This window comes from Bdellovibrionales bacterium (assembly GCA_019750295.1).
Lineage (GTDB): Bacteria > Bdellovibrionota > Bdellovibrionia > Bdellovibrionales > JAGQZY01 > JAIEOS01.
Genome location: JAIEOS010000008.1, coordinates 140,932 through 166,444, shown reverse-complemented (window position 1 = coordinate 166,444; position 25,513 = coordinate 140,932). Strand labels below are relative to the sequence as shown.

At 45.3% G+C, this 25,513-nt stretch carries 27 protein-coding genes and 1 tRNA gene; 10 read left to right on the top strand and 18 right to left on the bottom strand.

What is annotated here, in order from left to right; all coding sequences use genetic code 11:
• The first annotated feature begins 494 nt into the window (after positions 1-494).
• Genes K2Q26_02440 through K2Q26_02420 form a run of 5 tightly spaced genes read left to right on the top strand, consistent with a single transcriptional unit; the run spans position 495 to position 4,089 of the window.
• On the top strand, positions 495-1,244 hold the full coding sequence (locus tag K2Q26_02440; protein MBY0314349.1) for a hypothetical protein: 750 nt from the start codon (positions 495-497) through the stop codon (positions 1,242-1,244).
• Complete coding sequence (locus K2Q26_02435) at positions 1,232-1,672, top strand: hypothetical protein (protein ID MBY0314348.1); 441 nt, start codon at positions 1,232-1,234, stop codon at positions 1,670-1,672. Before K2Q26_02440 ends, K2Q26_02435 begins: the two co-directional genes overlap by 13 nt.
• A complete protein-coding gene (locus K2Q26_02430; GenBank protein MBY0314347.1) occupies positions 1,669-2,184 on the top strand; it encodes a hypothetical protein in 516 nt (171 codons plus the stop codon). The genes K2Q26_02435 and K2Q26_02430 overlap by 4 nt, the downstream gene beginning before the upstream one ends.
• Positions 2,111-3,289, top strand: coding sequence for a protein kinase (locus tag K2Q26_02425; GenBank protein MBY0314346.1), 1,179 nt, complete (start codon positions 2,111-2,113; stop codon positions 3,287-3,289). The genes K2Q26_02430 and K2Q26_02425 overlap by 74 nt, the downstream gene beginning before the upstream one ends.
• A 23-nt stretch (positions 3,290-3,312) precedes the next feature.
• Complete coding sequence (locus tag K2Q26_02420; GenBank protein MBY0314345.1) at positions 3,313-4,089, top strand: undecaprenyl-diphosphate phosphatase; 777 nt, start codon at positions 3,313-3,315, stop codon at positions 4,087-4,089.
• Positions 4,090-4,115: 26 nt separating this feature from the next.
• Here K2Q26_02420 and K2Q26_02415 read toward each other — a convergent pair whose 3' ends face one another.
• On the bottom strand, positions 4,116-5,225 hold the full coding sequence (locus K2Q26_02415) for a hypothetical protein (GenBank protein MBY0314344.1): 1,110 nt from the start codon (positions 5,223-5,225) through the stop codon (positions 4,116-4,118).
• Between the two features lie 140 nt (positions 5,226-5,365).
• On the opposite strand from K2Q26_02415, the gene K2Q26_02410 reads away from it, so the two are divergent.
• Both K2Q26_02410 and K2Q26_02405 read left to right on the top strand, forming a co-directional pair.
• Entirely contained in the window at positions 5,366-6,037 is a 672-nt protein-coding gene (locus K2Q26_02410) for a hypothetical protein (protein ID MBY0314343.1), read from the top strand.
• Between the two features lie 83 nt (positions 6,038-6,120).
• Positions 6,121-7,491 carry a hypothetical protein gene (locus K2Q26_02405; protein ID MBY0314342.1) on the top strand — a complete coding sequence of 457 codons (1,371 nt, stop codon included), beginning with the start codon at positions 6,121-6,123 and terminating at the stop codon, positions 7,489-7,491.
• 37 nt (positions 7,492-7,528) lie between these two features.
• Here the strand turns inward: K2Q26_02405 and K2Q26_02400 are convergent, their stop codons facing one another.
• From K2Q26_02400 to K2Q26_02330, 15 genes are all read right to left on the bottom strand, one after another.
• Positions 7,529-9,028: a DUF853 domain-containing protein gene (locus K2Q26_02400; protein MBY0314341.1), complete on the bottom strand. Its 1,500-nt coding sequence runs from the start codon at positions 9,026-9,028 to the stop codon at positions 7,529-7,531.
• Between the two features lie 82 nt (positions 9,029-9,110).
• Positions 9,111-9,186: transfer RNA gene (locus K2Q26_02395), tRNA-Phe, on the bottom strand.
• 68 nt (positions 9,187-9,254) lie between these two features.
• A complete protein-coding gene (locus tag K2Q26_02390) occupies positions 9,255-10,412 on the bottom strand; it encodes a cystathionine gamma-synthase (GenBank protein ID MBY0314340.1) in 1,158 nt (385 codons plus the stop codon).
• Positions 10,413-10,424: 12 nt separating this feature from the next.
• Complete coding sequence (locus K2Q26_02385; protein ID MBY0314339.1) at positions 10,425-11,801, bottom strand: pyridoxal-phosphate dependent enzyme; 1,377 nt, start codon at positions 11,799-11,801, stop codon at positions 10,425-10,427.
• A complete protein-coding gene (locus K2Q26_02380; GenBank protein ID MBY0314338.1) occupies positions 11,791-11,997 on the bottom strand; it encodes a hypothetical protein in 207 nt (68 codons plus the stop codon). The genes K2Q26_02385 and K2Q26_02380 overlap by 11 nt, the downstream gene beginning before the upstream one ends.
• Positions 11,998-12,108: 111 nt before the next feature.
• Positions 12,109-12,675, bottom strand: a complete 567-nt coding sequence (locus tag K2Q26_02375; GenBank protein MBY0314337.1) for a peptidylprolyl isomerase — start codon at positions 12,673-12,675, stop codon at positions 12,109-12,111.
• A gap of 17 nt (positions 12,676-12,692) precedes the next feature.
• Complete coding sequence (locus K2Q26_02370) at positions 12,693-15,101, bottom strand: hypothetical protein (GenBank protein ID MBY0314336.1); 2,409 nt, start codon at positions 15,099-15,101, stop codon at positions 12,693-12,695.
• Positions 15,080-16,453: a translocation protein TolB gene (locus tag K2Q26_02365; GenBank protein ID MBY0314335.1), complete on the bottom strand. Its 1,374-nt coding sequence runs from the start codon at positions 16,451-16,453 to the stop codon at positions 15,080-15,082. The genes K2Q26_02370 and K2Q26_02365 overlap by 22 nt, the downstream gene beginning before the upstream one ends.
• Before the next feature lie 37 nt (positions 16,454-16,490).
• On the bottom strand, positions 16,491-17,219 hold the full coding sequence (locus K2Q26_02360) for a cell envelope integrity protein TolA (GenBank protein MBY0314334.1): 729 nt from the start codon (positions 17,217-17,219) through the stop codon (positions 16,491-16,493).
• Positions 17,220-17,237: 18 nt separating this feature from the next.
• A complete protein-coding gene (locus K2Q26_02355; GenBank protein MBY0314333.1) occupies positions 17,238-17,648 on the bottom strand; it encodes a biopolymer transporter ExbD in 411 nt (136 codons plus the stop codon).
• Positions 17,649-17,657: 9 nt separating this feature from the next.
• Positions 17,658-18,386, bottom strand: a complete 729-nt coding sequence (gene tolQ / locus K2Q26_02350) for a protein TolQ (GenBank protein ID MBY0314332.1) — start codon at positions 18,384-18,386, stop codon at positions 17,658-17,660.
• Positions 18,387-18,734: 348 nt separating this feature from the next.
• Complete coding sequence (locus K2Q26_02345; GenBank protein MBY0314331.1) at positions 18,735-19,463, bottom strand: hypothetical protein; 729 nt, start codon at positions 19,461-19,463, stop codon at positions 18,735-18,737.
• 197 nt (positions 19,464-19,660) lie between these two features.
• Entirely contained in the window at positions 19,661-20,482 is an 822-nt protein-coding gene (locus K2Q26_02340) for a methyltransferase domain-containing protein (GenBank protein ID MBY0314330.1), read from the bottom strand.
• A 6-nt stretch (positions 20,483-20,488) separates the two neighbouring features.
• Entirely contained in the window at positions 20,489-20,689 is a 201-nt protein-coding gene (locus K2Q26_02335) for a hypothetical protein (protein ID MBY0314329.1), read from the bottom strand.
• A gap of 368 nt (positions 20,690-21,057) precedes the next feature.
• Positions 21,058-21,714, bottom strand: coding sequence for a hypothetical protein (locus K2Q26_02330; protein ID MBY0314328.1), 657 nt, complete (start codon positions 21,712-21,714; stop codon positions 21,058-21,060).
• A gap of 30 nt (positions 21,715-21,744) precedes the next feature.
• Between K2Q26_02330 and K2Q26_02325 the strand changes: the two genes are divergently transcribed.
• Together K2Q26_02325 and K2Q26_02320 are read left to right on the top strand one after the other, a co-directional pair.
• The gene (locus K2Q26_02325) at positions 21,745-22,227 is read left to right on the top strand and encodes a GNAT family N-acetyltransferase (protein ID MBY0314327.1); all 483 of its coding nucleotides are present in this window, start codon (positions 21,745-21,747) and stop codon (positions 22,225-22,227) included.
• A 12-nt stretch (positions 22,228-22,239) separates the two neighbouring features.
• Positions 22,240-23,313: a radical SAM protein gene (locus tag K2Q26_02320; GenBank protein MBY0314326.1), complete on the top strand. Its 1,074-nt coding sequence runs from the start codon at positions 22,240-22,242 to the stop codon at positions 23,311-23,313.
• On the opposite strand, the gene K2Q26_02315 is transcribed toward K2Q26_02320, so the two are convergent.
• Entirely contained in the window at positions 23,290-23,895 is a 606-nt protein-coding gene (locus K2Q26_02315; protein MBY0314325.1) for an aspartyl/asparaginyl beta-hydroxylase domain-containing protein, read from the bottom strand. The two genes, K2Q26_02320 and K2Q26_02315, sit on opposite strands and share 24 nt — an antisense overlap.
• Positions 23,892-24,770 (bottom strand): hypothetical protein, encoded by an 879-nt coding sequence (locus K2Q26_02310; protein MBY0314324.1) that lies wholly within the window; start codon positions 24,768-24,770, stop codon positions 23,892-23,894. Before K2Q26_02310 ends, K2Q26_02315 begins: the two co-directional genes overlap by 4 nt.
• A gap of 99 nt (positions 24,771-24,869) precedes the next feature.
• Here K2Q26_02310 and K2Q26_02305 point away from each other — a divergent pair, with 99 nt between their 5' ends.
• Positions 24,870-25,505 (top strand): hypothetical protein, encoded by a 636-nt coding sequence (locus tag K2Q26_02305; protein MBY0314323.1) that lies wholly within the window; start codon positions 24,870-24,872, stop codon positions 25,503-25,505.
• The last annotated feature ends 8 nt before the right edge of the window (positions 25,506-25,513 follow it).

Here is a 25,513-nt window from a genome sequence, read left to right as displayed (position 1 = left end):
CCCTTTTGTAGGAGTTCCGGAATTGCAGTTGAAAAACCGCGATAAAGATAAAAAGAAGCGGGGATAGCAGAGAGAAAAAGAAAAGTGTGGCAAGTCATGGGAATATGATCTGCCTGATCTGAGAATCCAGGGAACTAGTTTATGTTTTAAAAGGTCGAGGGATTAGGAGATGGGTAGCGATGAATGAAGTGTTATAGGTGCTATAAGTAAGACAAAGATGAATTTAGGCAAAAAAAAAGCCCCTACAAGTAGGGGCTTCAGATTCAAAAGTCGAAGTACTAACTACTTCTTCTTTTTTTTAGCTGTTTTTTTCTTAGCTGTTTTCTTCTTAGCTGCTTTTTTCTTCTTAGCCATCGTTGCCTCCTTAGATGTTTTTACGTTGTTGAAGACTCTTCTTTGTAATCAGTTTACCCATGCGACTCTTTTCGTCAATAAAAAATTTAACCTTTAGCATTATTTTTGAACGATTCGCTTTTTTTGGGATGGAGAAATCAATGTTCATCGCATTTTTAATTAAAATTATCGGAATATGTTTCGGACTTCGCATTCTCGAAACGTTTTTTCGTAAAAACAATATCCCCGATTCGGTGATGACAAAAATTGTCAGCGGATTCTTGTTCTTTCAGTGCCTTCATCTGATTTTTTTGCCGAAAAATCGATGGCAATTGGTGTTTATTTTTTTGCCGATTTTAGTTTTTATCGGGCTCACAAAAATTTATTTAAAATGGCTGGAGACTCGCTTCCAGAGCGAGTTTCCTGACGTACTCACGAACATAATTTTGCAGATGAAGACGGGAAAAAGTTTTCGTGTTTCGCTCTTGCAGTCGGTACAGTCTGCACCTCCTCGATTTTGCTTTCACATGCAGCGAATTTATGAGCTTGTTGTTTTTTCACAACAAGGTAACGACAAAAAAATGGCGCTCAAAACATCATTTCTGAATCAAATTGTGCTTCAATTTTGCCAAATTGACCGCTCTTCATTCAAATCGATCGAAAAACTCGAAAATTTTCGACGCAAGCTTGTCATAATGAATCAGTTTCGACGTAAGTCTGGACAAATTCGCAATCAAGTCCGCATGCAATCGAATATTTTAATCCTGATGTATGGTCTTTGCTTTGCTTTTGTATCCTTCAATTTTGCTTTGAATGAGCTGAAACATCTCATTTTTTGTTCATTATTGATGTTTATTGCCGGTCAGTTTCTCGTTTTTTGGATGGGGAAGAGAGTTTCATGGAAGATTTAGCGCCGTCATATAATTTCGTCCTGCATTTACAAACGGAACTGAGCTCCGGAGTGTCAGTGCGAACTCTCATCGATCAATATTTGAAAGAGGCGGAGGTCAATAGCTTCACTCTACGGCTCACATTCTGGCTTCAGCAGCATTCTCACTGCACATATCCGCAATTTTGTTTAAAAAATGGGACAATGTCGGCCCATCAGCGTGTTTTGTTCGATCTTTTGTACCAATCCGTTCAGGGCAAAAGTATTTTTGAACCCATTCAATCCCTTGAACAAGAGATGCGCGAAGCGAGTATCTCTGAATTAGACGCACATTTAGGAAAACTGCCTTATAAATTGATGATACCGCTTCTTTTACTCCAGTTTCCGGCGCTCCTATTGATTATTCTCGGTCCACTCATTTTTCATTTTTTAACAGAGGTGTCTCAATGATTCTATTATTTGTTTTATCCATGGCTTTCGCAAAATCCGAACTTCAGGCCATTATCCACACCCAGTCAGTGAGCGAACTCGTATCTATAACATCGCAGGAGAGAGAGCTTCTCCAACAGCATCAACGGTGTAAGATCGAACTTGAGGATGGTTTCATTCCTGTCAGTTGCTACAAGTGGGTTCGACAGTTGAGGCGATCATTAAAGCAACGGGAATTGTTGCTCGCATGGTTGGATCAATCCTGCAAAGATTCGATCTCGCAGAATATTCGTTCCCCTGAGTATGCCCTGGGGGATCTTAAGATTTTAGGACCTGGTTGCCGTTTGGCTCTGAAGAGCTGGGGCGACGAATGGCTTTACAAAATGAGTCGTGAAGACAAACAGAGGTTTATGGCAAAAGTTTCGGAAAAGTTTGGCAAAGAAATTGTAATACCAGACAATGATGGAACACGTCCGATCGCAAACGACTACAAACTATCATCTCATAAGTCTCATCGGCGAAGGCTTAACTAGTCGTGTTTACAAAGCTATTCGTAAACACGAGGATTTAAGAGTTGAACAAATCGTGGCTCTCAAAGTTCTAAAGTCCAATAAATTAGTCCCAACATTAAAAACAGAGATCGACTTACTCACTCGGGTTCAATCCCAGCACTGTGTAAGAATGTTAGGTTGGGAGAAGCTTCCCCAGGGTTGGACTCTTGTTTTAGAGTATCTTGAGGGGGTAACTTTAGCGGATCTGTACGCGTTGGTTCGGATCGAACATCCAATCGCCATGGAGATTATAGCGCAAGTCCAACAGGGGCTTAAAGATTTAGCGAGCTACGATCTGCGACACGGGGACCTCACCCCCCAAAATATTTTTATCACGCTCAATGGATGCGTTAAGCTTTTAGACTTCGGCTTTTCCGACGTTCAAAGTCATCACGGTCAACCCCAGTTTGTATCTCCGGAATTTTGGAGAGAGCAGTCTCTCTCTCAAAAATCGGATCTGTTTTCCCTCGGTTTAATTTATAAAGATTTAAAAGATCGTAACCTTTTGACATCAAAAACAAACGAAGACTGGCGTCAGAGAGCTTTTGAAATCGATGCTGATAATTCGCTGCTCCATCAGAGTCCCGAAAAACGCAACTATCTCGAAGTGGGCTCGAATATGTTTTTTCAGAAAAAATTAGCAGAACTCGTGGCACGGGCGGTTTATATTCAAAAGCATCAAGGAAGAACTCTCAGGATCCATGAGGACAGCGAAAGGTCCTCACCCATCAAATATCTAAAGTGCTTGTCCCAAGCTGTGTGTTTTGTCGCGAGTTTATTCTTTACGAAAGATATAAAAACCACAGTCCTCAGCGCAGCGACTCAGTCCCCGGTCTATTCTAGAGAAAAATCGCCTCCGGCATTGGCATCGCCTCTCTCGCTCAGTGTCCGCAGCCGATTTTGGGCGAAAGCTGCATTGTACCAGTGCGAATCCCGTTGCGAAATCATGTTTACGGAAAAATTCACTCCTCTAGTTTGGAAGAATCTCACTCCCGGAAATTACGAAGTCCACTGGCGGCAGGGGAGAGAGATTCGGAAAATTTCCGTGCAATTACAAAAAAATCAGCTCATCCTATTAAAGAAATAACGCTAAACGTACGGGGTGAGCCAGTGGATGCATTATCTGCGATTCTTTTAGGAATTATTCAAGGAATTACCGAATTTTTACCTGTTTCGAGCGACGGACATTTAACTGTTGCGGAGTATTTTTTAGGCCTCACCGAGGGTAGTCTCGCCTACAATGTGACTCTGCACATCGGAACTCTGCTGGCCGTGATCCTTTATTTTTTTAAGAATATTCTTCGATTTGTACAGTGGCGTTTTATTAAGCTGGCGATCATCACTTCTTTACCGACCGCAGTCATTGGATTAGCGATTCAGAAGACTTTCGATTTCGATCATCCCAATATCAAAGTGGTCGGTGGATTTCTGTGGCTCACCGGAACACTTCTTTATTTTTCGACTCGAAAAATGAGGGCTCAAGATCTCATCCATGTCAGTCCCGAAACTGTGTACGCCGAGATCACGCCATTGAAGGCATTTTTAATTGGAATCGCCCAGGGGATTGCGGTTTTGCCAGGAGTGAGTCGTTCGGGATCCACCATCGCCACTGCAGTTCTGCTCAACTGTCGAGGATCTGTGGCCACGTTCTATAGCTTTGTCGTTTCGATTCCGGCCATAGCGGGAGCATGCTTATTAGAGTTACCCAAAGCGGAATTCACCTCCGAAGAATTGCCCAATATCATAATGGGGACAGGAGTTTCTTTCGTTGTGGGTTTATTATCGCTATGGGTGCTTGATCAATACTTTGTCAAAAAGGCGAAGCTCGCGGTCTTTAGTTACTACCTTTGGGTATTGTCTGCGGTGTTAATCCTATTTTATCGGTAGAGTTGCTCTCCACCGAGTGTGTTGGATTAAAAGCCATTAGCAAAATAAGAAATATTCCAGTTCTTAACACAAAACTCCTTCGCGTAGTCTCTAGCTGCGCCGTGCACTGTTCCCTTGCCATTAATGATGGACATTTTGCGAGATCTCACATCGTTCTTATATTGTGAAAGCACGCTGGTGATACGTAATTCTAAAAGCCGAGTTAATTTTGCCGTTTCTGTGGCCTTCGGATTGGATTTGGCCCACGCTTTATAATTATTGATCACACTCGAAGATAAACCGCCATTTTGGACCACAATATCAAATAGAAATAAGTAAGAGCGCATCTCTTTAAATCCGAGAGAGGTAAGATATCCCAATGCTTTTTGATGAATGGCTTCGGCCGCGGACAGTTGCTCTGAAACATAGGAGGGAGACCGAGCTAAATTTTGAAGAGATTTTTTCCACTCAGGTTTAAAAGAACTGCCGTTGTAAAGGGTGGACGTGGCCCAGTTTAAAGTGGCTTGAATCGAAGCGGAGGCCTTCATTGATGGAGCCTCGAAAACTCCTTCTTCGATCTCGACGATCGCGGGGTCATCGAGTTTTGAGAAATTACTTTCTACGAAAAGTTCGGTGTCCATGGTGGTTGCTTTAGAAGTAAAGCCAGAGGAGGATTTCCATTTGTTCAGCATATTTTCCAAGGATGCGAATTGTGCCGAATTAAAGAAGCTTTTCATGACGGTTAAATTTTTAGATTGCAGTCGAGACAAAAGCGGCTGCAAGGAACCTTGTCCTAGATTTTGATTGAACAGACCTAAACTTAACCCTTGCCCATCAAAGTTGTTTGCAATGTTCGCCCATCCATCGGAGCCCTCGAAGCTTCCAGTCAAACTCATTGCAATGGCATAAACGTTACGGTCGAAATCATCCATAGTTTTAGGCCATGCCACGCTTTTAAAATTAAGAGATGAACACACAGCTAACTTGAAATTTTCAGAGGTCGTCGTTGATCCTGTGTTGGTGTTAGAATCCGCACCGATGGATTCTAGATCCATCGCTTCTAGGGATTGCCCATTATTGCCACAGGCGGTCAGTGCAAAAGTGAAGAACATCAGTCCTGCAAAGAAGAACAATCGAATGTGATAGGACTGAGTCATGCCTTCTTTACGGCAACCCGACCTCGACTTTTGAATTAGGACTAAAGTGTTAAAATTTTTGTACCCGTTTTTTACGAGTTGAGGGATATTATCTCAGGATGAGATGGTTTTTTTGCTAAAACCAAGCCGGGGGAGTAAAAATGAAAAATATTTTATCAAATTCCACAGGTTATGCCATTGTTGGCTTAGCAATCATGGCGGGTTTATTTTATTGGATACCTGAGGGGGATCAAAAATCCTCTCTATATAATAGAGAAGCTCCGGCAGCCACCACGGAATCCGCTTCCTCAACTGGACCTAAGTCCAAGTCAGAAGATACGATTGCAGAAACAGCGTCCATGTCTTCGGAAAAAGAAGAACGTCGGAAAAAATTTGAGATCGCATTTGAGAGAGAAGCGAAAAATGTCAATTCGCTCAATAATAATTCCGAGCAAAAAGAGATCGAATTGAAAAATTGGGCGGCCACTTTTACTCAAGTCGAACTCGATGCACTCTTGCAAAAGGCGAAATTAGAGGGCTCATCTGCAAATGATCGCATCCTCGCGACCTATTTAATTACTCTTTCGGGTCAGCGGAGCTATCTCAAGGAGCTGATCAAGCAACCCATTAAAGACCGCGAAGGTAAAGTTCACTCCATGGACGAAGTGTTAAACACCCAAGATCGTGCACAGGCCATTATGTCGATTGATAAATTGCTGGAATCCCGAAAGCCTGAGGATCTGGTAGAGCTTCAGCAGTTAGCTCACGAAATTAGTGATCCTATCGTTAAAAAATATCTTCATAGTAAGCTGAATGAGCTTTCTGGTTTATAGCGCGCAACGCAATCGTTTGTCCCTTCGTCTGGTTTATCGCTAAGCTAGTACAAATCTTCTAAGGAAAGAAGAAAGGGGTTAAAATGGATTTTTCACTTCGGACCTTTTTGGGTCTGTTCGCTTTTATCGTATTCACCAGTTCATCCAATGCAGCCGATTGCATTCCTAAAGAGGAAATGAACGACATCGTCGCCACCTTCACGCAATTTAAAGACCTTGCGAATAAGGAATACTGCCACGATGGTTCACAGACATCACGCCTTCTCACGGCTCTTATGTTCATGCGCAAAACTCAGTTTGATAGCAATATGCCGGTGAGCCAAGATGAAGTTTTCTCCGGAAAATTTGCGTCGAGCTGGTGGAAGTATTTTATTGGACGTATTACTAAATTTAACGTTCAAACCAATTGCCCTAAGGGCGTTGGCGCTTACGTGATGGGATTCTTTGGTGGGAAGACCATGTATGTGTGCCCGTTGATGCTCTCAGACGCATTTGCACCTTTGGATCAAGCCAGCGTGATGATGCACGAAGCTCGTCACATCGATGGTTATCCTCATGTGACATGTAAACGTGGTCCTCGCAAAGGCATTCAAGGCGCTTGTGACACCGAAATCGCTGATGGTGGTTCTTATGCCGTCACAGTCGAAACCTATGCTCAAATTGCGAAATACGCTCCGCAGGTGCATCCCGCCTCTCGCGCTTACGCCAAAGCTTCGGCGATCATTTATGCGGATGAGGCTTTTGATGTTCCAGTGAAAATTGATCGCCAGCAAGAGTTCATGGTGATGACAACAGATCGACAATTTCATCAGATCAGTTTCGCCAATGGAGTAAAGACAACTGCATTAGGCCAATCTCCGGCTTTGGGACGAGTGCTTATGCGCGGAGAGCACAAAGTTCTTTATCCTGAGGATAAAACACTTCCTGCAAAATACGTTTTCGAAAATAACGAAGGCGATGTGGTTCAAGTCCCTGGCGCGGATGTGACGGATTATAACAGCCAAACTCCAGAGCAAAAGGCTCAGTTTGTTGATGCTCACAGTGGAACTCAGTGGGGCGCTCGCTTCTTTAAAAACAGAGTACGATACACTTGCACGGCCACTGCGACCGCAGCCACCGAGCAAAGCCTTCCATCAGCTCCGTTAGCGATTTTGTATCCCAATGGCTACAATCGCGAAATGCGTTCGGCCTTTGTGGCGATGGAGAATGGTAGTGTGATGGAATTCGCTTGCTCGGAGAGCGGAACATTTTCGCTTCAGCCAGCAAACCTTAAGTTAGATCAACCTTACAAACGAATCTACAAAGCGGATAAGGTTGTTTTAGGTTTGAATAACGAAGGACGATTATTCCAGATCAATTTAGCGAACGGGACGTCGACTCCAGTCCCAACAGCGTTTGACGGACAAGTTTACGAACTTATGCCTCATCAAGAGTACGCATTTTTTAATTTCTAGATCAACGAAAAGGCCATCACCGCAGTGGGATGGCCTTTTATCTTCGACGACCGGAGCCTTTCCCTAAGAGGGATCCCAAAACTCCACGCACCAACTCTCGACCCACACTATGAGCGATGCTTCGTGCTGTGCTGGTCGCCACTTTCTCGACTAACCCTGGTTTTCTCCCGCCGCGCGGACCCACGCTTCCAAATAGAATTTCGTTGAGTGCGCTTTTGTTGGGTTCGTTTTCTCGAGAGGAAGGAGCTTCGGAAGCTGTCTGCTGGGATCGCGCCTTTAAGATTTCGTACGCAGACTCTCGGTCGATCGCTTTTTCGTAGTGTCCCGCAACGGGGGACTGATCCATCTTCGCTTTTCGTTCATCAGCGGTGATGGGACCGATTTGGCCTTGAGGTGGCAAAATAAATCCGCGCTCCACGATCGTTGGCGAGCCCGACGCATCTAAAACCGAGATTAAAGCTTCACCAATATTTAATTGAGTAATAGTCTCTGCGGCCGAAAACTTGGGATTTGGTCGCAAAGTTTCGGCCGCTACCTTCACCGCCTTTTGATCCGAGGGCGTGAAGGCTCGGAGTGCATGTTGAACTCGATGAGATAGTTGTCCCAGGACCGATTCGGGGATATCGGATGGGCTTTGGGTGACAAAGTAAATTCCCACACCTTTTGAGCGAATGAGCCGCATCACCAGTTCAATTTTTTCTAAAAGAGCTTTTGGAGCATCTTTAAAAAGAAGATGAGCCTCATCAAAGAAGAAGACCAATTTTGGTTTGTCGAGATCTCCCACTTCCGGCAGCTGCTCAAAAAGTTCGGAAAGGAGCCAGAGAAGGAAAGTCGAGTACACCACCGGGAACTGTAAGAGTTTATCCGCCGCGAGGATATTAATGTAGCCCTGACCGGTACTGGATGTCTGTATGAGGTCCTGGATGTCGAGAGCCGGTTCTCCAAAAAAATTTTTTGTTCCTCGCTCTTCAAGGACTAATAAAGACCGTTGGATAGCGCCTAAAGATGCGGAAGAAAGATGGCCATACTGGGTTTTAAATTTTTCTAAATTTTCTAAAACCGTTTTTAAAAGCGCGTCGATATCTTTGAGATCGATCAGTAAAAGCCCCGCATCGTCTGCAATTCGGAACAAAATCTGTAGCACAGAACCTTGCGTTTCGTTGAGATCCATTAATCGCGATAGCAGTGTGGGACCAAGTTCTGTAAGTGTGGTGCGAACCGGATGCCCCGAATTTCCAAAGACATCCCAAAACATCACTGGGGCGGCAGACCAAGAAGGCTCTTCGAACTTGAGTTTATCCAGTCGCTCCTTCATTTTTGCGGAGAGTGTCCCGGCTCTGGAAACACCCGACAGGTCGCCTTTGATATCTGCCACAAAGACCGGAACGCCGATTCGACTGAACTGTTCGGCTAGAACTTGGAGGGTTACAGTTTTACCTGTCCCCGTCGTGCCGGCGATAAGGCCATGCCGATTTGCAAATTGGGAGAGGATCGCGATTTTTTTTCCGCTAAAATCTTGAGCTATATTCATTTCCATAAAGCAAACTTTCGCATGCTAAATTCGGACTGTAAATAAATCTATGGAGATTGTTATCGCGACGAGATTCACTGCTAAAAAATGGTGGTCAGAGAGGGATTTGAACCCCCGACACGAGGATTTTCAGTCCTCTGCTCTACCGACTGAGCTACCTGACCGCTGCAGTTTTAGGGAGACTATTAGCTACAAAAATCGCAGCTCGAAGTCACGCTAAAATTGAGTAAAATCAGGCCAAAGCTTGCTCTAAATCCCATAAGAGATCATCGAGATCTTCGATACCCACACTTAAACGCACTAAATTATCGGCGATCCCCAAAGCCTTGCGGTTTTCGGGAGGTACGCTGGCATGAGTCATAATTCCGGGGTGCTCAATGAGAGACTCGACGCCCCCCAAGCTCTCCGCCAATGAAAAGATTTTCACCTTTTCTAGGAAGGCGCGGGACTCGTCCATGCCGCCTTTAATATAAAAGGTGATCATGCCGCCAAAGCCCGTCATCTGCTCTTTGGCGAGTGCATGTTGCGGATGACTTTTGAGACCAGGATAGATCACTTTTTCCACGCGCGGATGTTTTTCTAGAAACTCAGCGATGGCTTGTCCATTGGTCGCATGGGCCTTCATACGAAGCGGTAAAGTTTTTAAGCTTCTCATGCAAATGAAGGAATCAAAAGTCGCCTGGATGCCACCCATGGAGTTGGTGAGGAATTGCATCCGTTCGGCTAAGTGACTGTCATTCATGATCGCCGCACCACCAACGATATCGCTGTGACCATTGATAAATTTTGTCGCGGAGTGAACAACTATGGAAGCTCCTAAATCTAATGGTTGTTGGAAGTAAGGACTCATAAAGGTGTTATCGACCACCGAAATGATGTTTTTCTTATTTGCGACCGCGCAGACTTTTTTAATATCGACGAGTTTCAACATTGGGTTGGTGGGAGTTTCGATCCACACCAATTTAGTCTCGGGAGTGAGGGCTTTTTCAAAGTTGTCGGCATTGGTTAAATCCACAAAGCTAAATTTAATGCCGTTGTGGCGAAGAACTTTATCAAACAAGCGGAAGGTGCCACCGTACATATCATCACACGCAATCACATGATCACCGGCTTTTAAAAGATGCATCACCGTTGTCGTTGCGGCACAGCCGGAAGCAAATGCAAACCCATATTTCCCATTTTCGAGACTCGCTAAGCAGTCCTCGTAAGCTTTACGAGTGGGGTTAGAGGTTCGACTATACTCATAACCTTTATGAACTCCAGGGGACTCTTGAACGTAAGTCGAAGTGAGATAAATCGGAGTCATGATAGCGCCGGTGGTAGGGTCAGGACTTTGTCCAGCGTGAATGGCGCGAGTAGAAAAACCAGTTTTGCGATCAATCGGCTTCATGAGAGCGTCTCCTTAATTCAAGTGGTGACTGATAAAATCGAGCAAATCAATTTTTGTGACGATGTGAGGTTTACCTTGGCGATCTTTGACCAGAGCGATGTAGCCTTGCTGCATGTGGAGCGACAGCTCTTCCAACGTGTCTTCGAGACCGACCCAAACAACGTTTCCTTTAATCAGGTGAATGATAGGCTCGTTGGGCTTTAATTTTCCCGTGGCTAAAGGCAGGATCAGGTCAGATTCGTCAAGAATTCCGACCAATTCTTTGTCCGAGAAAACAGGCACTTGGGAAATGTTGTGCTTCTTAAGAAGACTCACCACATCCATGGCTGTATCGCCAACATTGGCCACGATGAGATCGGCCGAGGAAGAACGTTTGTTAATCAAATCTTCCACGTCGTTGGTGCGCATGGGAGAGGGTAAGAAGCCATTGTCCTTCATCCAATCGTCATTAAATGCTTTGCTCAAATAAGCGCGACCGCTGTCCGCCATCATAATTAAAAAAGTCGAAGGCTTAGTGATTTTCTCTGCGTACTTAAATGCGGCGGCCAGCGCCATGGCACACGATGGTCCCACGCAAATTCCATCCTTCGCTACGATTTCTCGCGTGAGGGCGAAGGTCTCTTTGTCGGGAACTTGCACGAAGTCATCGATCACATCCATATGGACGTTATCCGGGAGCATATCTTCACCGACGCCTTCAACCTTGTAGGGTTGAGGCGGTGTGATCACTTTTTTGTGATAGAAAAGTTCGTAGAGAATACTGCCGACGGGATCAGGGCAAACGACTTTAAGACCAGGAATTTTCTCTTTTAAAAATCTTCCGGCACCTGAAACCGTTCCACCAGTGCCTGCACCGGCGAAGAAGTAATCAATTTTTCCATCGGTCTGGCGCAAAATTTCTGGTCCCGTTGTTTTGTAATGTTGAAGGGCATTGTCGGGATTGTGATATTGATTGGTGACGTAACTTCCCGGAGTGATTTCCGCAATTTTACGACAGACCGAAAGATAGCTGCGAGGGTCCTCAGGATCCACTGCGGTCGGAGTCACGACAACTTTGGCTCCGTAGGCGCGAAGTGCCGCTCGTTTTTCTTCGCTCACTTTATCTGGCATTACGAATATCGCCTTATAACCCTTAACGGCAGCGACTAAAGCGAGGCCCATACCTGTGTTTCCGGAGGTCGCTTCGACAATAGTTCCACCGGGTTTGAGCTCTCCGCGCTTTTCAGCGCCCTCAACAAGCGCCAGACCAATACGATCTTTTACGCTGAGTCCGGGATTAAAATATTCCAACTTGGCTAAAAAAGTATGAGGAGACTTCTTAGGAACACACTTGTTCAATTTGACGATGGGTGTGTCTCCGATGGTTTCGAGAATCGAATTATAGATCACGGGGTTCTCCTTCTTTGGAAGGGGTTATTGGGGAATAAGCGAGGACTGCAGATAAACGATCGATGCTATGATCAGTGTAATCAATACCGAGATCGTTCATGAGTGTCTTCACTAACTTTTCATCCGGCGCTTTTTTGAGTAATTCTTCGACGAGTCTTTCGTAAAGACTGATCTTTGTATTTCTTTCGAGGTCCATAGAACTCCAGGAGATTTGCTGGGAAAAAATTAACGTATCCCCTGTGGACAAGGCAAGGCTTATGCAGTCTCAACCGCCTCTACCGCTGTGCAATGAAGGCTCAGCTTTAACCTATTGGTCTGAAGTGATTTCGATCTTTTTAAGATGAATGGGTTCTTTGGGTTTGAGGAAAATATCGCGATCCACATTGGCGATTTTCTGCACGACATCCATACCCGCAACCACCTCACCAAAGAGGGTGTACTTCCCGCTGAGGCGGGGAAGTGCTTTCGTGGTGATAAAAAATTGGCTTCCCACACGATTGTCGCCGGGCATTTTAGCCATACCGACCAAACCCGGGCGATCAAAGCGAGAAGACTCGCTGGCTTCATCAGGAATAAAATAACCTGGCCAGCCACGTCCATTCCCCCAGGGACAACCGGTAAAAATACCAAGATCAGGATGAGTGCGATGAAAGATCAAACCATCGTAAAAAGGACGACCGCGCACTTTTTTTCCAGAAAGATCAGTGTAACGGATTTCGCCTTTGGCCAGTTTGACAAAATTCATCATGGTTTTTGGTACGCCCTCGTAAAGTCGAATACTAATGGCGCCATGATCGGTGATCAATTTGGCTACGGTTTCTGCCGAAGCGGATGTCGAAAAAACAAGGACCCAAACTAAAGACAAAAGTCGCATAGGTCTATTTTAAAACTCTAGGAGAGGGGGTCAAGGCCTTTAAGGAGGGAGTCTTGGTTTTTGAGAAGGGTGACGATCTGCTGGAAGAGTTCGTCGGGAGAAGTCTGTAAATGGCTCGCTAATTTCATAAAGGAGGGGGCGTTCAGTTGGAGAGAAGTCTCGGGGCTGTCGGCGATGAGGATAAGAAGCTGATGGTAAGTTCGTAAAGTCGTGTAGTTTTTGAGGATCTCTTGAGTCAAGGGAGAGTCGCCAGTGGCGGCGCTGATCATATCGGAGAAGTGACTGCTTTTCGGGAATTTTTGTTGGTCCAGAAGAGCCAATTGGAGGGTAAACTCCGTCGAGATCAGCCCCCCCCGAGTTTTTTTAAAGTCGATGGTTTCACCGACGGGCATTAATAGTTTTTGTTGAATGACCTTAAGTTCCGCTTTTTCTTCGGCGGTCATCGGGCGGGCGATAAATAGCTGTAAATCTTGGGAGGATGATAGCAAGCGTGCGCGGAGGTAGGCCTGGCGCTCCCAAATCATCGCTTTTTCGGCGAGATATTCTTTAACTTGGCTCATTTGCGAAAGAAGGGGACCCGACGATCCCGAGGGACGAAGGCGTAAATCGATCGAATAAATTTGCGGCTGCGATGGCGGTGTTTGAAGTGCGTGAACAAATCGTCGTGCGAGCTTCATGTGATCACTTCCGGGCTCGGTGTCCGTAATAAAGATAAAATCCAAATCTGATTTTAATCCCATCTCTAAACCAGCCCACTTACCCATCGTCAAAATGTCGATATGAATCTGAGGAAATTTCTTAAGGAAATAGTCGAGAGTGTTCTGGGCGATGACATCGGCCGTTCGCGAAAGATTCTCCGTTAATGCCGATAAATTCTTATTTCTTAAAAAAGCCGACGCCGCAGTCAGTTCCGCAACAAGTTTAAGGTCATAAATGGACTTAAAAAAAGAAGCATCGTCCGAGCGATCGATATCCGCCGACTTCATGATGTAACTGTCGACGAGATCGGGTCGATGGATCAGTATTTGTGACAAGTAAGGTGATGTGGAAAAGATCCACAGGATTTCTTCGATGAGTTGAGGGTGAGTGTTAAATAACGAATAAAGAGAAGTCTTTGCTCGAATATTATTGATGAAAGTGGTTAAATGTCGCAAAGCTAAACTCGCCGACTCGCCCTGCCTTTTTAACAGCAATATACTAGTTCTTAAAAAATGACGACGCTCATTTTCGTCTCTTTCGTAGGTCCGCGAGCGCACGTCGTGAGTTAAAAGTTCATCGAGAGAGTCCTGATCCAGACCTAGCTCTACTGCCATGTTCTCAGTGATCGATTTTAAGTCCTTATCGCTGACGAGACTGCTTTTCGGCTTGTGGGGGAGTAAAAAGTCGTTCAAAAGCTTTTCCACGTCCTGCGCGTAGCTTTTGAATTGATCGATTTCGCTTTGAGAGATGAGCCCCTCTTTCAGAGATAGCTCATAGGTGTGTTGGTCGCCGTGAGCGTGAACTTTATTTTCGATAGTTCGGTAATACCAGTACGCTGTGAGGAGGAGGTCGGCATCTTCCGAGGGGATCAGATTGAGTTTTTGAATCTCTTCGATCGCGGCGGTCGTTGAAACGGTTTTGAGACTGACTTTTTTACCACCGTTAATTAATTGCAGAGAATGGATAAAGAGTTCTAGATCTCGAATTCCTCCGGGCCAGTACTTGAGATTGAGAGTTTTTTCGACGATGTTCTGTTGAATGCGTTCGCGCATAAGATACAGATCATTAAACAAGCGGAGATCAATGTGTTTTCGGTAGGCAAATTTGGAGCAGAAAGATTCAACTTGGGTTCTTAAATGTTCATTGCCCCACAATACGCGAAGGCGAACCATTGCAACCCGTTCCCACGTTTCTCCGGCGTAACCGTAGTGATTAGTAAAGTGATCCCAAGAGGTCACCAAAGGAGAAGATTTTCCACCAGGACGCAGATCTAAATCCACTCGGTAACAAAATCCATATTCGGTGGCCGAAGATACAATTCGAATCCACTGCCGTACTTTTTTATTGAGCTCCGCAGAGGGCTCATCTTGACTAACAAATATTAAATCAATATCGGAGCTGAGGTTCAGTTCCTGAGCTCCAAACTTTCCCATGGCCACCAGAATGCAGTCCTCCTGATCGAGTCCGCAAGAATTCCATATTTGTTTTAGCAAGTCTTCCGAACGATCGGTCCAATTTCTGCAAATAGCGGCGCACGTCGCATTTTGATGAATTGTCGCAAGAACCGCTTCGCACCAAGAATGGTGCCGCACCTGGCGCCAACGAGAGATATCGTCCGAAGGTTTTTTTTCGAGAAGTTGGAGGTAGCGGTCCAAAGCCGGCGAAAGGTCCCGCGCGGCTTTGATCTGTTGGGGAGAATAATTCTTTATTGGAGTAAGGGCGACCATTGGGGGCGCTCATAATTGTGATTGTCATAAGTGATACGGTATTCATTTTTACCGTCGAGGCTTACAACATAAATTTGGCTTGTGCCGGTGCGATTACTTCGGAACATCACGAAGCGTCCATCAGGAGAAAAACTAGGATCTTCGCTATCCGCAGGATTTCCGTTGGAGTATTTCGAAGAAGTGAGGCGTTGTAGATTCTTGCCATCAGAATCCATGACAAAGATTTCGAAGTGCTTATTAACGGCACTCGCAAAGGCGATCTTCTTGCCATCGGGAGACCATGCTGGGGAGGCGTTGTAGTACCCAGCAAAAGTCATTCGGGTCGCGGCTCCCCCATCCACAGGCATTTTGTAAATCATGGGGCGTCCGCCGCGATCTGATGAAAAGGCAATCGTCGTCCCATCAGGGCTCACGGCCGGTTCGTAGTTAGCAGCTCCCCGTGGACCATTCGTTAGTGCTTTTTTAACGCCATCTTGGAGATTAATTTTGTAAAGATCCGAGGATCCATTGTTTGGAGACAAGCGGAAAACACCAGCTTTCATATTAGGGTAAAAGGAGAGGGTGGAGCTTGTTCCTTTGCTCGAGTGAAGTAAATTGTGGCGATCTGTTTTAAAGTCATAAACAAAAAGATCCACGTTCCGCATCTTTTTCTTGATATGGTAAGAGTACTGGGAGTACGCCACATAACGACCATCTGGCGACCAACTGGGTGACATCGCGATAGTTTGTTTATGAGTGATCGCACGGGCATTGGCGCCATCCCAATCCATCACGTAAATTTCTTTAGCGCCTCGACCGGTCACACGACTTGTGACCATTTTAGAGAGGAAGAATCCCTTTTTGCCTGTCAGTTTTTCGATCACGTCATTACAAAACTTATGACCGACTCCCCGGATGTCGCGAAGGGGAGCTGTGTATGTTTTTCCGAGAAGAAGCTCCCGCTGAGGAACGTTGTAAACATAGGCATCGAGCTGCACACGATCTCCGGTCACAGAATATCCCGTCTTTACTAGGAATTCGGTTCCCACCGCTTGCCAGCTCGAAAAATCAAATCCTTCGACATCGTTAGGAGCAGGGCGAAGTTGCCCTTTGTCGGCATTGAGTTTATCTGATTGCATTGTAAACAACGAAGAGACGGTGAGATCTTTTTCGATCACGTCTTGGAGCTCTTTTTCGAGCTTCATATAACTTTTGGCGAGCGTTGGTGTCCCTAGGAAGCGGAGAGGCGGGAGGGCCAGATTGCTCTTTTTTACGTTCGCTTGCCCGACATTGATGTAGAGGTTATCAGAACTTTGTGCGAAAGAAACATGCACGAAGAGAAATAGAGAGAGTAGAGAAAATGCGTATTTCATGGAAGCCCCTGGTAAAATTGAATTTCAACAGAATAAACTATTCTGGAAATCTTAACTCAATTCCGCGAACTTTAAAATAACTAACTAAAGATTCTGGCGGAGGTGGGAAGGGAGCCGAGTTGGTCACTGCCTCTAAGGCCTGAGTGTCGAAGGTATTATTGCCAGACGAGCGAATCAGTTTGCGATCCAGTAGAATTCCTCTTTCGTCGAACTTCACAATGAGGACTGCGGTCAAATTTTTATTGGAGAGCCACTCGGGAAGTTGCCAGTTGTTTTTGATTTGCTGGTCTAGTTTTTCCAAGTATTGATCATGCTGAAGCTTCTCTACACCGGTCAGCGAGGCACCTTGGCTTAAAACATTTCCTTTGTATTGAGTTCCTTCTGCAGCGGCTTTCTGCTCTTTGAGCTTTTTGATCTTCTCGAAAGCTTCAAGTCTTTTGACAGCGTCCGACTGCTTATCTTTGACGTTGGGTTCTTTGGATTTTTTTACCTTTTCCGAAAAAACAGGCTCTTTAGGCTCTGGCTTTTTGGGGGCTGGAGCTTCTTTGGGTGGCTCTTTGGGAGGTTCCGGCGTCTTCTCCGCAGCGCCCTGCGGGCCTTCGACGGGCTCCTTATCGGGAAGAGAAATAAAATCGACGCGCACCGAGCGTTCGTACTGCACGCGAGAGCTGGGAAACATAAAGAACTTCACGGCAAATATCAGGAAGAGCGCGACGTGAAACGCGATGGAGTAGCCTAAATATTTAGTATCTTCCGAATATTTCATTTTTAACTGGGCCCAATACTATTTTGGCAGTGTCACTAAGCCGACGTTTTGAATTCCTGCCGCTTTGATCTCTGCAATCGTTTCTGCAACAGTGCCGTAATCCACAGCTTTATCCGCTTTAATGTAAACCAACTTCTCTTTTTGATTCTTAAATCGCGCCTGAAGTTTTTCTTTGAGAGTGTTCATCGGCATGGCCGTACTGCCCACAAAAAGTTTACCGCTGGATTTAATTGTTAGAATAAAAGGCTCATCTTTTGTTTCAATACCGGCGGTGGCTGTTTTCGGTAATTGAATGTCGATCCCTTGTTGCATCATCGGCGCGGTGATCATAAACACGACAAGGAGAACCAACATCACATCCACCAAAGGGGTGACGTTGATCTCGCTCAATACCATTCTCGATTTTCTATTGCCAGAAGACATAGCCACGGGTCACCTCTAGCTTTGTTTTAAAAAGTTTCTGCGTGCGATATTTAAAAAGTCAGAGTTAAAACCATTCATTTGGTTTTCGGTTTTTTTAATCTTATTAATTAAAAAGTTGTAAGCCACAACTGCGGGAATCGCAGCAAACAGTCCAACGGCGGTTGCGAAAAGTGCTTCGGAAATCCCCGGAGCTACGACCGCCAAGCTCGCCGAACCACTTTTTGCGATATCCTGAAACGAGCTCATAATTCCGATCACCGTACCGAGAAGACCCACAAACGGAGCCGTACTACCGGTGGTGGCAAGGATCGACAACTGATTTTCCATCTGTTCGATTTCGTCATCATGAGCTTTACGAAGGGTTCGCTCAAGGTTATCAATTCCGGTGAGGAGAAGTGAGGAGTTGTGAGTGCCGACAATGCGCTCTAATTCCTGGTAGCCAGAAATAAAAACTCGCGCCGCAGGACTTTCTTTGTGCTCTTCAGCTTTGGCGAAAATTTGCTGGAGATTACTGGCCTTCCAGAAAAACTCAAAAAACTTGGCGTTGTCGTCTTGAATTTTTTCAAACTGGTTTTTCTTCTTAAAGATGATCAGCCAGTTCCATACGGACATTCCGATCATGACGAGCAACAACGCTTGAACCACAATTCCGGCGTTGAGAATTCCATGAATGAGTTGATTTTGAACAGCGACTTGTGGAGTCGAATCTTGGGCCCATGAGGTAGAAATCAATAGTTGAATCATAGTGAATAGGCTAAGAGTTTTGCGCTGTTATGGCCAGACACAGCGAGTTACGTTTGCTCGAATTTGAAGGGTGGATTTTCCGCGGACACTCCTCCGCTCAGACAGCCGCGGGAAGCGGAACTCGCGTATGAGCGTCCGCGGAAAATCCACCCTTCAAATTCGAGCAAAGCTTCACCCGATGGGTGTTGGGTAACTAGACTTTGGATGGATTGTGGAGTGGCCTCGTCATCCTGAGCGAAAGCGAAGGATCTCGGGGAAAGGACTAGTTATTTTCGCTGATAGATTTTAGGCAGCTGAGATGGGTATCCGGTATCAGATATCTTGGTATCTGATATCTGAGTTTTGTACTCAAAACTTCTGCCAGGGGGTTCTCTTGTATTCTTTGGTGAAGACGAAGTTTTCGCCGTTCCACGAGAGGCGCTTGTCGATGCGGAACTCGTCCCCTTTTTTGATGGTGTCACTTTTGGTTTTGTAAATGTTGAGTTCTTTTCCTTTTTGCGGGAACTGGAAGTATCTAAAGCACATGTCGACCGGGACAGTTTGGCCGTTAGCGGCTTTCCTGATGCTTTTGTCGCGCTTTTTGTAATCAAAGCAGTTGATCAGCTCGTGGGTGAGGCGATTTTGGGTTTGTTGATCGATCACATCTTTAAACTGCACTTCGCGAAATTGTGATGCATCTTTTTCGAAGCGGTAAAAATACAAGCGGAGATCGCAGGCCGGACCACAACCACCAGTCTCTTTCACCAAAAGATTTTGTTTGTCGCCAAGGAATAGATAATAATTGAGCAGAATTTCGCCTCGACCTTGAATATTGGCGAAGCCATTAACAATATCGGGTTGGTCTTTCGGGTACCAATACTCAGCTTCGCCTTTGGCATTCTTCCAGGATTTTTGAGGGAACACTTTTTCGATGTAGACTATGATGTTGCGTTCATTGTTCGTAGGCACCGTCGGAGTAAGGGGAGTGGAGGTCACCACTTTAGCTTCGGGTGCCGATGGGGTATGGGGTGGAGGAAGGGTTTGGCGTGTAACACAGCCCCCAAGAACCATCGCGATCACTAGCAAAGAAAATCTCATGGCCTTACTCCTCAAATACGTAAATATAGATCCACAAGTATAACTCCGTTTTGACGGTTGTCTATGGAAAGACAACCACTTCGGCCGTCCTGATAAATATTTAATTATTTGTGACCTTATATGTGCAGCCAAACGTGTAAGTGACTTTGTCTATCCCACTTTCGTCATATGCTTTATGTGTAATGGATCTGTATTTTTTAGACCGTGGCCTTGGCTTGCATAAAGCTGTACATAAAGACCGCATTGGGATCGCGTTGGACGGATTTGAGTTCTTCCTTAGCTTTATCAACAATCTCTTGAGTGACATAATTTGACTGAATCAATGGATCCATGGCGCTCATTAAAAGATCGGTCCAATATTCGATCATTTTTTTTCGATATTCGGGATGGCGATTGTCGAGATGCCACGTGATCACTTCGGTGGATACTTTTTGAAAGCCGACAGATGTGAGGAGATTTCCCAATTTAGCGCCGATAAAAGGATCACCGGCATTGTCATACTGAAAGTCATTAAAGGCCATCCAGTATTTCCAAACATTGGGTGAGTAGGGATCCAGAAAAAACGAAGAATTCATCACTTCGGTAATATAAACTTGAGATCCTGGGCGTAAAACACGACGAATCTCATTGAGGATCAGGGCTGGATTTGGAACGTGCTCTAAGATCCAACACAAAAATGCTCCATCATAAGAATCAGCCTCGAACTCCATGGCTTGAGCGTCCATGACCTTAAGGCTGTAGCGCCCTTTCGCATAATCCACTTTATCTAAATTATGTTGAGCGGTCGCTACCTGCTTGGCGCTCAGATCAATTCCGGTCAGTTTTAATTTGGGAAAGCGGCGCAAAAGAATCGAAGACTGCGCGCCAACTCCACATCCTACTTCTAAAAGATTCTTCACATGACTGAGGTCAATGTTGCGATAAACAGTGTGCTCAGCGAACTCGGCCTGACGCCAAAGACGGGCCTGTTCGTCCTCGGAAAATCCATGAAGATAAGGAAAGGGAGTTGACGACGACATCAGAAATTACTGAGCTGGAGTTTCAGTTGCAGCTTCTTCAGCTGCCGGCGCTTTTTTCTTTGCTGGCGCTTTTAACAAACCATTCGAAGTTAAAATTTCGATTTTCTTTTCGCCGTTGATGGCTTTTTTCTTTGCGTCTTTTACGCAATGACGTCCATCTCTTCTTTTGTAGATTTTGTATTCTTTGGTTTCCTTAACTACTTCCATTATTTCCTCCTGTAGGTAGATTTACTCCCAATGAGTGGCCCATAGATCTAACAAAGACCTCGAATAAAGTCCAAAGCAATTCGACCCGTGGTCGAAGGTTCATGGTGGCGATGACAAGCCCCCCGTATTTAGGTCCTGTTTCTCTTTGCCCCAACCCAAAATGGAAAACCGGGAAATTATCAACACTCAAGGAATGGAAACAAATTTAGGCGTCGCGTAAGGATGGTGCAATTTATGCAAACTCCATTTGTGTACATTACATCATGGAGGAAAAATGTCCAGGTTCCCAAAATATACTGAGCTTGCAATGACCATTCTCATCCTCGCGATGACCGTCGCGTGCTGATCTCTAAAACGGACACATTCGTTTATTTATTTCCAATGAGCATAAAGCGTTGGTATTTTTCAAGGGGAAGAGTTCCTATGAAGTGAACTTTGGAGAGGGGAGCTTGAGCTAAAAAGTTCTCCTGCGAAGTGACGCAGTTGAGATGCCCCGCTCCTTCAACATAATCATTGTTTTGCAATATCACCCAGGTGCCTTTCGGAATCTTATCAAACCATTCTCTGAATTCGAAAAGATGTTCACATGAGGTGTTGATCACCAGGTCGGGTCGATCAAACATGGATTGTTGATCGCCATTAGCTTTTGTCACGACATAATGTGTTCCTGAGTAATCGAGGCTGAGAATATCGGCGGTCGCTGCTTTGAATTGCCAATCTTGCTTCACCCAAAAGCGATGGAGGCTATCCGCGATGGGCGCGCAGCTGGGATCTTTATCAAAACTTCTAAATTTTTTAACGGGGCAAGACGATCGCTGCTTCCAGAGCGCAGCCAGAAGTCCGTACCAACCCGCGCAGATAAACGCGCAAGAGATCTCTCTCGGTAAAATAGAATCGGCCGTATGGATCAGCCACATCTTGCTTTCGATTTGGCCCGAACTCAAAGCGTCATCCCAGTCGGCCTGCGGATGAGCGCGCACGGTTCGCCATAAATCAGGTACGAGGTTGTAGTTCTCCAAGGTCATGACTATGCTCTTAGTGGAGAGAGAGGGAAAATGCAATTTTCTGTTTATAAAAGTAGTTTTCAACAGGTTTTTCCTCTTTGGCGGGAAGAACTATGGCCCGGGCGACAGAGCGAAATCCTACCAACGAGTAGCATGGTTTTTGGTGGAGGTTATGACCTCGCTTACCACAAGGCCATTCCACAGTTTTGGATGGCAAAAGACGAAGAGGGAAATCTTCTGGGCGTGAATAGTGGTTTTAAAACCGGGAAGGGCTATCGCTCTCGCGGCCTCTATGTGCGCGAGTCCTATCGTCGTCATGGAGTCGGATCGTTGCTTTTACAAAAAACCATTGCTCAGGCCCATGAAGAGGACTGTGAATTTGTTTGGAGTCTACCGAGGGAGTCTGCGTTACAAGTTTATCTCAGTGTGGGTTTTGAAATTGCGAGCGATAAAATCTCTGAGGGCGTGGAGTTTGGTCCTAACTTCTATGTTAGGCTCAAGATAAATCCAGTGGAAAACGAAATCGACGAATGATATGAGTTTCCCATGTATCATTACGGGGACATTCAAGCGCTTCATCTCGAAGTCACATCTAAGTGCAACGCTCGTTGTCCCATGTGTTTACGAACCGTTTCGGGTGGTAAGGTCAATCCGCAGTTACCTCTGACCGAATTGTCCTTGGAAGATATTAAATCTTTTTTCCCGGTCCATTTTATTCGACAACTTAAGCGCATGTATATGTGCGGGAACTATGGCGATCCCATGGTGGCCAAAGACACTTTAGAAATCTTTAAGTACTTTCGCGAGATTCATCCTCAAATTCGATTGAGCATGTTTACCAACGGATCAGGACGCTCCGAGCAGTGGTGGCAAGAGTTGGCAAAAGTGATCGACGTGTGTCGCTTCGCTATCGATGGTTTGGGAGAGACGAACGAAATTTATCGCCGTAAAACAAATTTCGAGACGATCATGAAGAGCGCGGAAGCTTTTATTGGAGCCGGTGGAACTGCGGAGTGGGACTTTATTGTTTTTAAACACAACGAGCACCAGATCGAAGAGGCCAAGGCGCTCAGTCAAAAAATGGGATTCCAACAAATTCAGTTCAAAAAAACGGCGCGCTTTTTTAGTTACTCTCAAGGTTCCACCAAAGACGCCCAAGATGTACTGAATGAAAAAGGAGACGTAGAATATCAACTGTTTCCACCGACAAATCCCCAGTTTCAGAATGTAGTATTGGCGCAAGAAGAGCTCAGAGATTCTGCTCAGTTTGTTCAACACCTCGAACAGACTCCGATCTCGTGTAAAACCCAAGCCGAAAAAAGCATATATGTGAGCGCCGAAGGGTTATTATTCCCCTGCTGTTGGACAGGTCTAAGGCTTTACCCTTGGTATTCAGGTCCCCAGGGAGATCAGATTTGGAAATGGATCAACTCTTTAGAAAACGGAAAAGATTCCTTAAGTCTCTATCATCGCTCATTGCAGCAAGTTTTAAGTGACGAGTTCTTTCAGAAAAAACTGCCGCAGGCATGGCAGAAAGGCAATCTTAAAACTCAGCGCCTCAAAGTTTGTGCAAAGACATGCGGTCAAAAATATGATCTATTTCAAAGCCAATTTATTTAAAGATATTTTTGATTGGGAGAAGGGAATCTTAGAATCAAAAAGTAAATGAATTCGTTTAATATCATTCCCCATATTCACAGCGGAGTGACGATGTTGGGTGTCCATGCGATAGACAGATCCGTCCGCCGGCATCGTGTACCATTTGGAAAAATTCTCAAATAAAAAGTAGCAACGAGAATTGGTGATCACAGGAATGTGAAACCGCTCTTCGCGATCGCGATGGAGGCTGTAGCAACGATGCGGGGGTAGCACGGCGATGCGAAAGCGTCCCACTGGGTAAGGGAAAGTTCTCCAAATTTCTTCGAGATACCCTCCCGCAAAATTAGGATTGAATGTGGTGAAATCGGATTGCTCAAAGAGCATCAATTGTTTTTGTTTATCGAACAGTTTACCTTTACCTTCGAAATTGGGATTTGAACTTCCCGGACGGCAGGCCAGCATGAGCTGATTATCGCTATCAAGTTCCACTTGCGATAATACATTTAACACCTCGGCGCGCAATCGATCAATATCGTAAGATATATTTAATTTCTCGATGGGATGCTTGCGACGAAAGGGTAATAGGTTAGCCAGCTCGATCATGCTTCTCTCATAATCGTTTCTAAAGCTTTCGACAAGCACAAGCGATTCATCGTGTGTTCGCGATGGAATTCCGGATAAAGTTTTTCGTCCAATCCAAAAATGACAGAATCCGACGGCGTCATTTGATACTCGGTACACAATTGCTTTTGAAGGGGTCGATATTTTTGGCTGAGCTCATCAAAAGGCATTTGGCTCATCAGTTTTGCTGCCACGGTGGCGGCGGCCCAGTTGGTATAGTTCCATTCTTTGGTAATAAAAAGAGGCCCTGCAGGCTGCTTCGACCAAAAAAGACCAATTCGGAATCGACCTAAGAAAAATAACTTCGAAAAAGAAAATGCAAGGCTATGAATACAATCAAATCGGAGATAAGCATGAATATCGACGCTAGCACCTAGACCTAGAAAGGCGAGGTCTAGCAGCACGGGAATTTTTTTAGCGGAGCACTCCTGAAGGAGGTCTTCGGTTTGAGGGTGAATGTTTCCCGTTCCAGAAAACGGCAATGAGAGAATGACGAAGTCCGTGGATTTTAATTCGTTGGAAGAGTAGCGACGCAAAGGTTTATCAAGAGATGCGCAGTAATCGCGATGATAGGGATATTCCCCCGGAAGCACGACGAGTTCTCTCTCAGGAAAGAGCAAGTAGTAATGATGGAAGGCGTCAGTGATGCCATTGCACATCGCTACCGAAAAATTCTTGCTGAAATTTTCGTCTTTGCGAAATGACACTCGTTGGCTCTGAGAAATCCAATTAAAAAATTGAGCTTCGAAGTTTTCCAACTGGGCTTGGTTTTGAATTCCGTGCATAATTTCTTGACCCGAAACATCTTGCAGAAGTTTAAGAAGCCTTTGGTCTTTAATGGGTCGTGCTCGTCTCAAAAAGAGATCTTTTATCATTCTACTTTTGTCTTGGTTCGAGTTGAATTCCATGCGAGGATGATCATGTTATAATATACTGGGATTGTCTACGGAGGATCCATGAAACTGAACAGAAGAAACCTACTCAAAAGCATCATGGCTGCGATACCGGCACTCATGGCTTCGGGTTATGGCTGGCAGTCGTTCCGAAGAACTCTTAAAGGCGAACAGGCCCCCGCGAGAACCGTGGACAGTCTCATGAAAAAATATCCAGTCGATCGCATTGACGAAAATATAGAATATATTCGCGGTCATAACTTTTCCCAGTGGCACCGCGAAATCCACAGTTTTTTCAAAAGAGATTTGATCGATTTATCTGTTCCCCCCACCGGACCCGTTGTCGAATTGGGAGTTTATAAAGGGCAGTCGGCCGCGCTCCTTAAAAAGATGTTCGGCCCTCTTCGCTATATGGGTGTTGATGCAGTGGCCTACAAAAACATCAAAGGTGTGATCCAAGCGGATATTCGTACAATGGCAGATCTGCCTATAAAGGCAGCATTTATTTGGAACGATATCTCCACGTGGGAAGGGTCACCTCGCAGCAGGCTTGCGGCCTTCGAGTGGTCTAAGAGAAACTTGGCGAAGGGTGCAGTCTATGTCGATGAGGGTCCAATGCAGATTCCCGTGGATCTGGATTATTCGGGTTTCGAGCTGATTACTAAGAGTGATAAGTTCACCGTCTTTAGAAAAGTCTAATTTTCTTT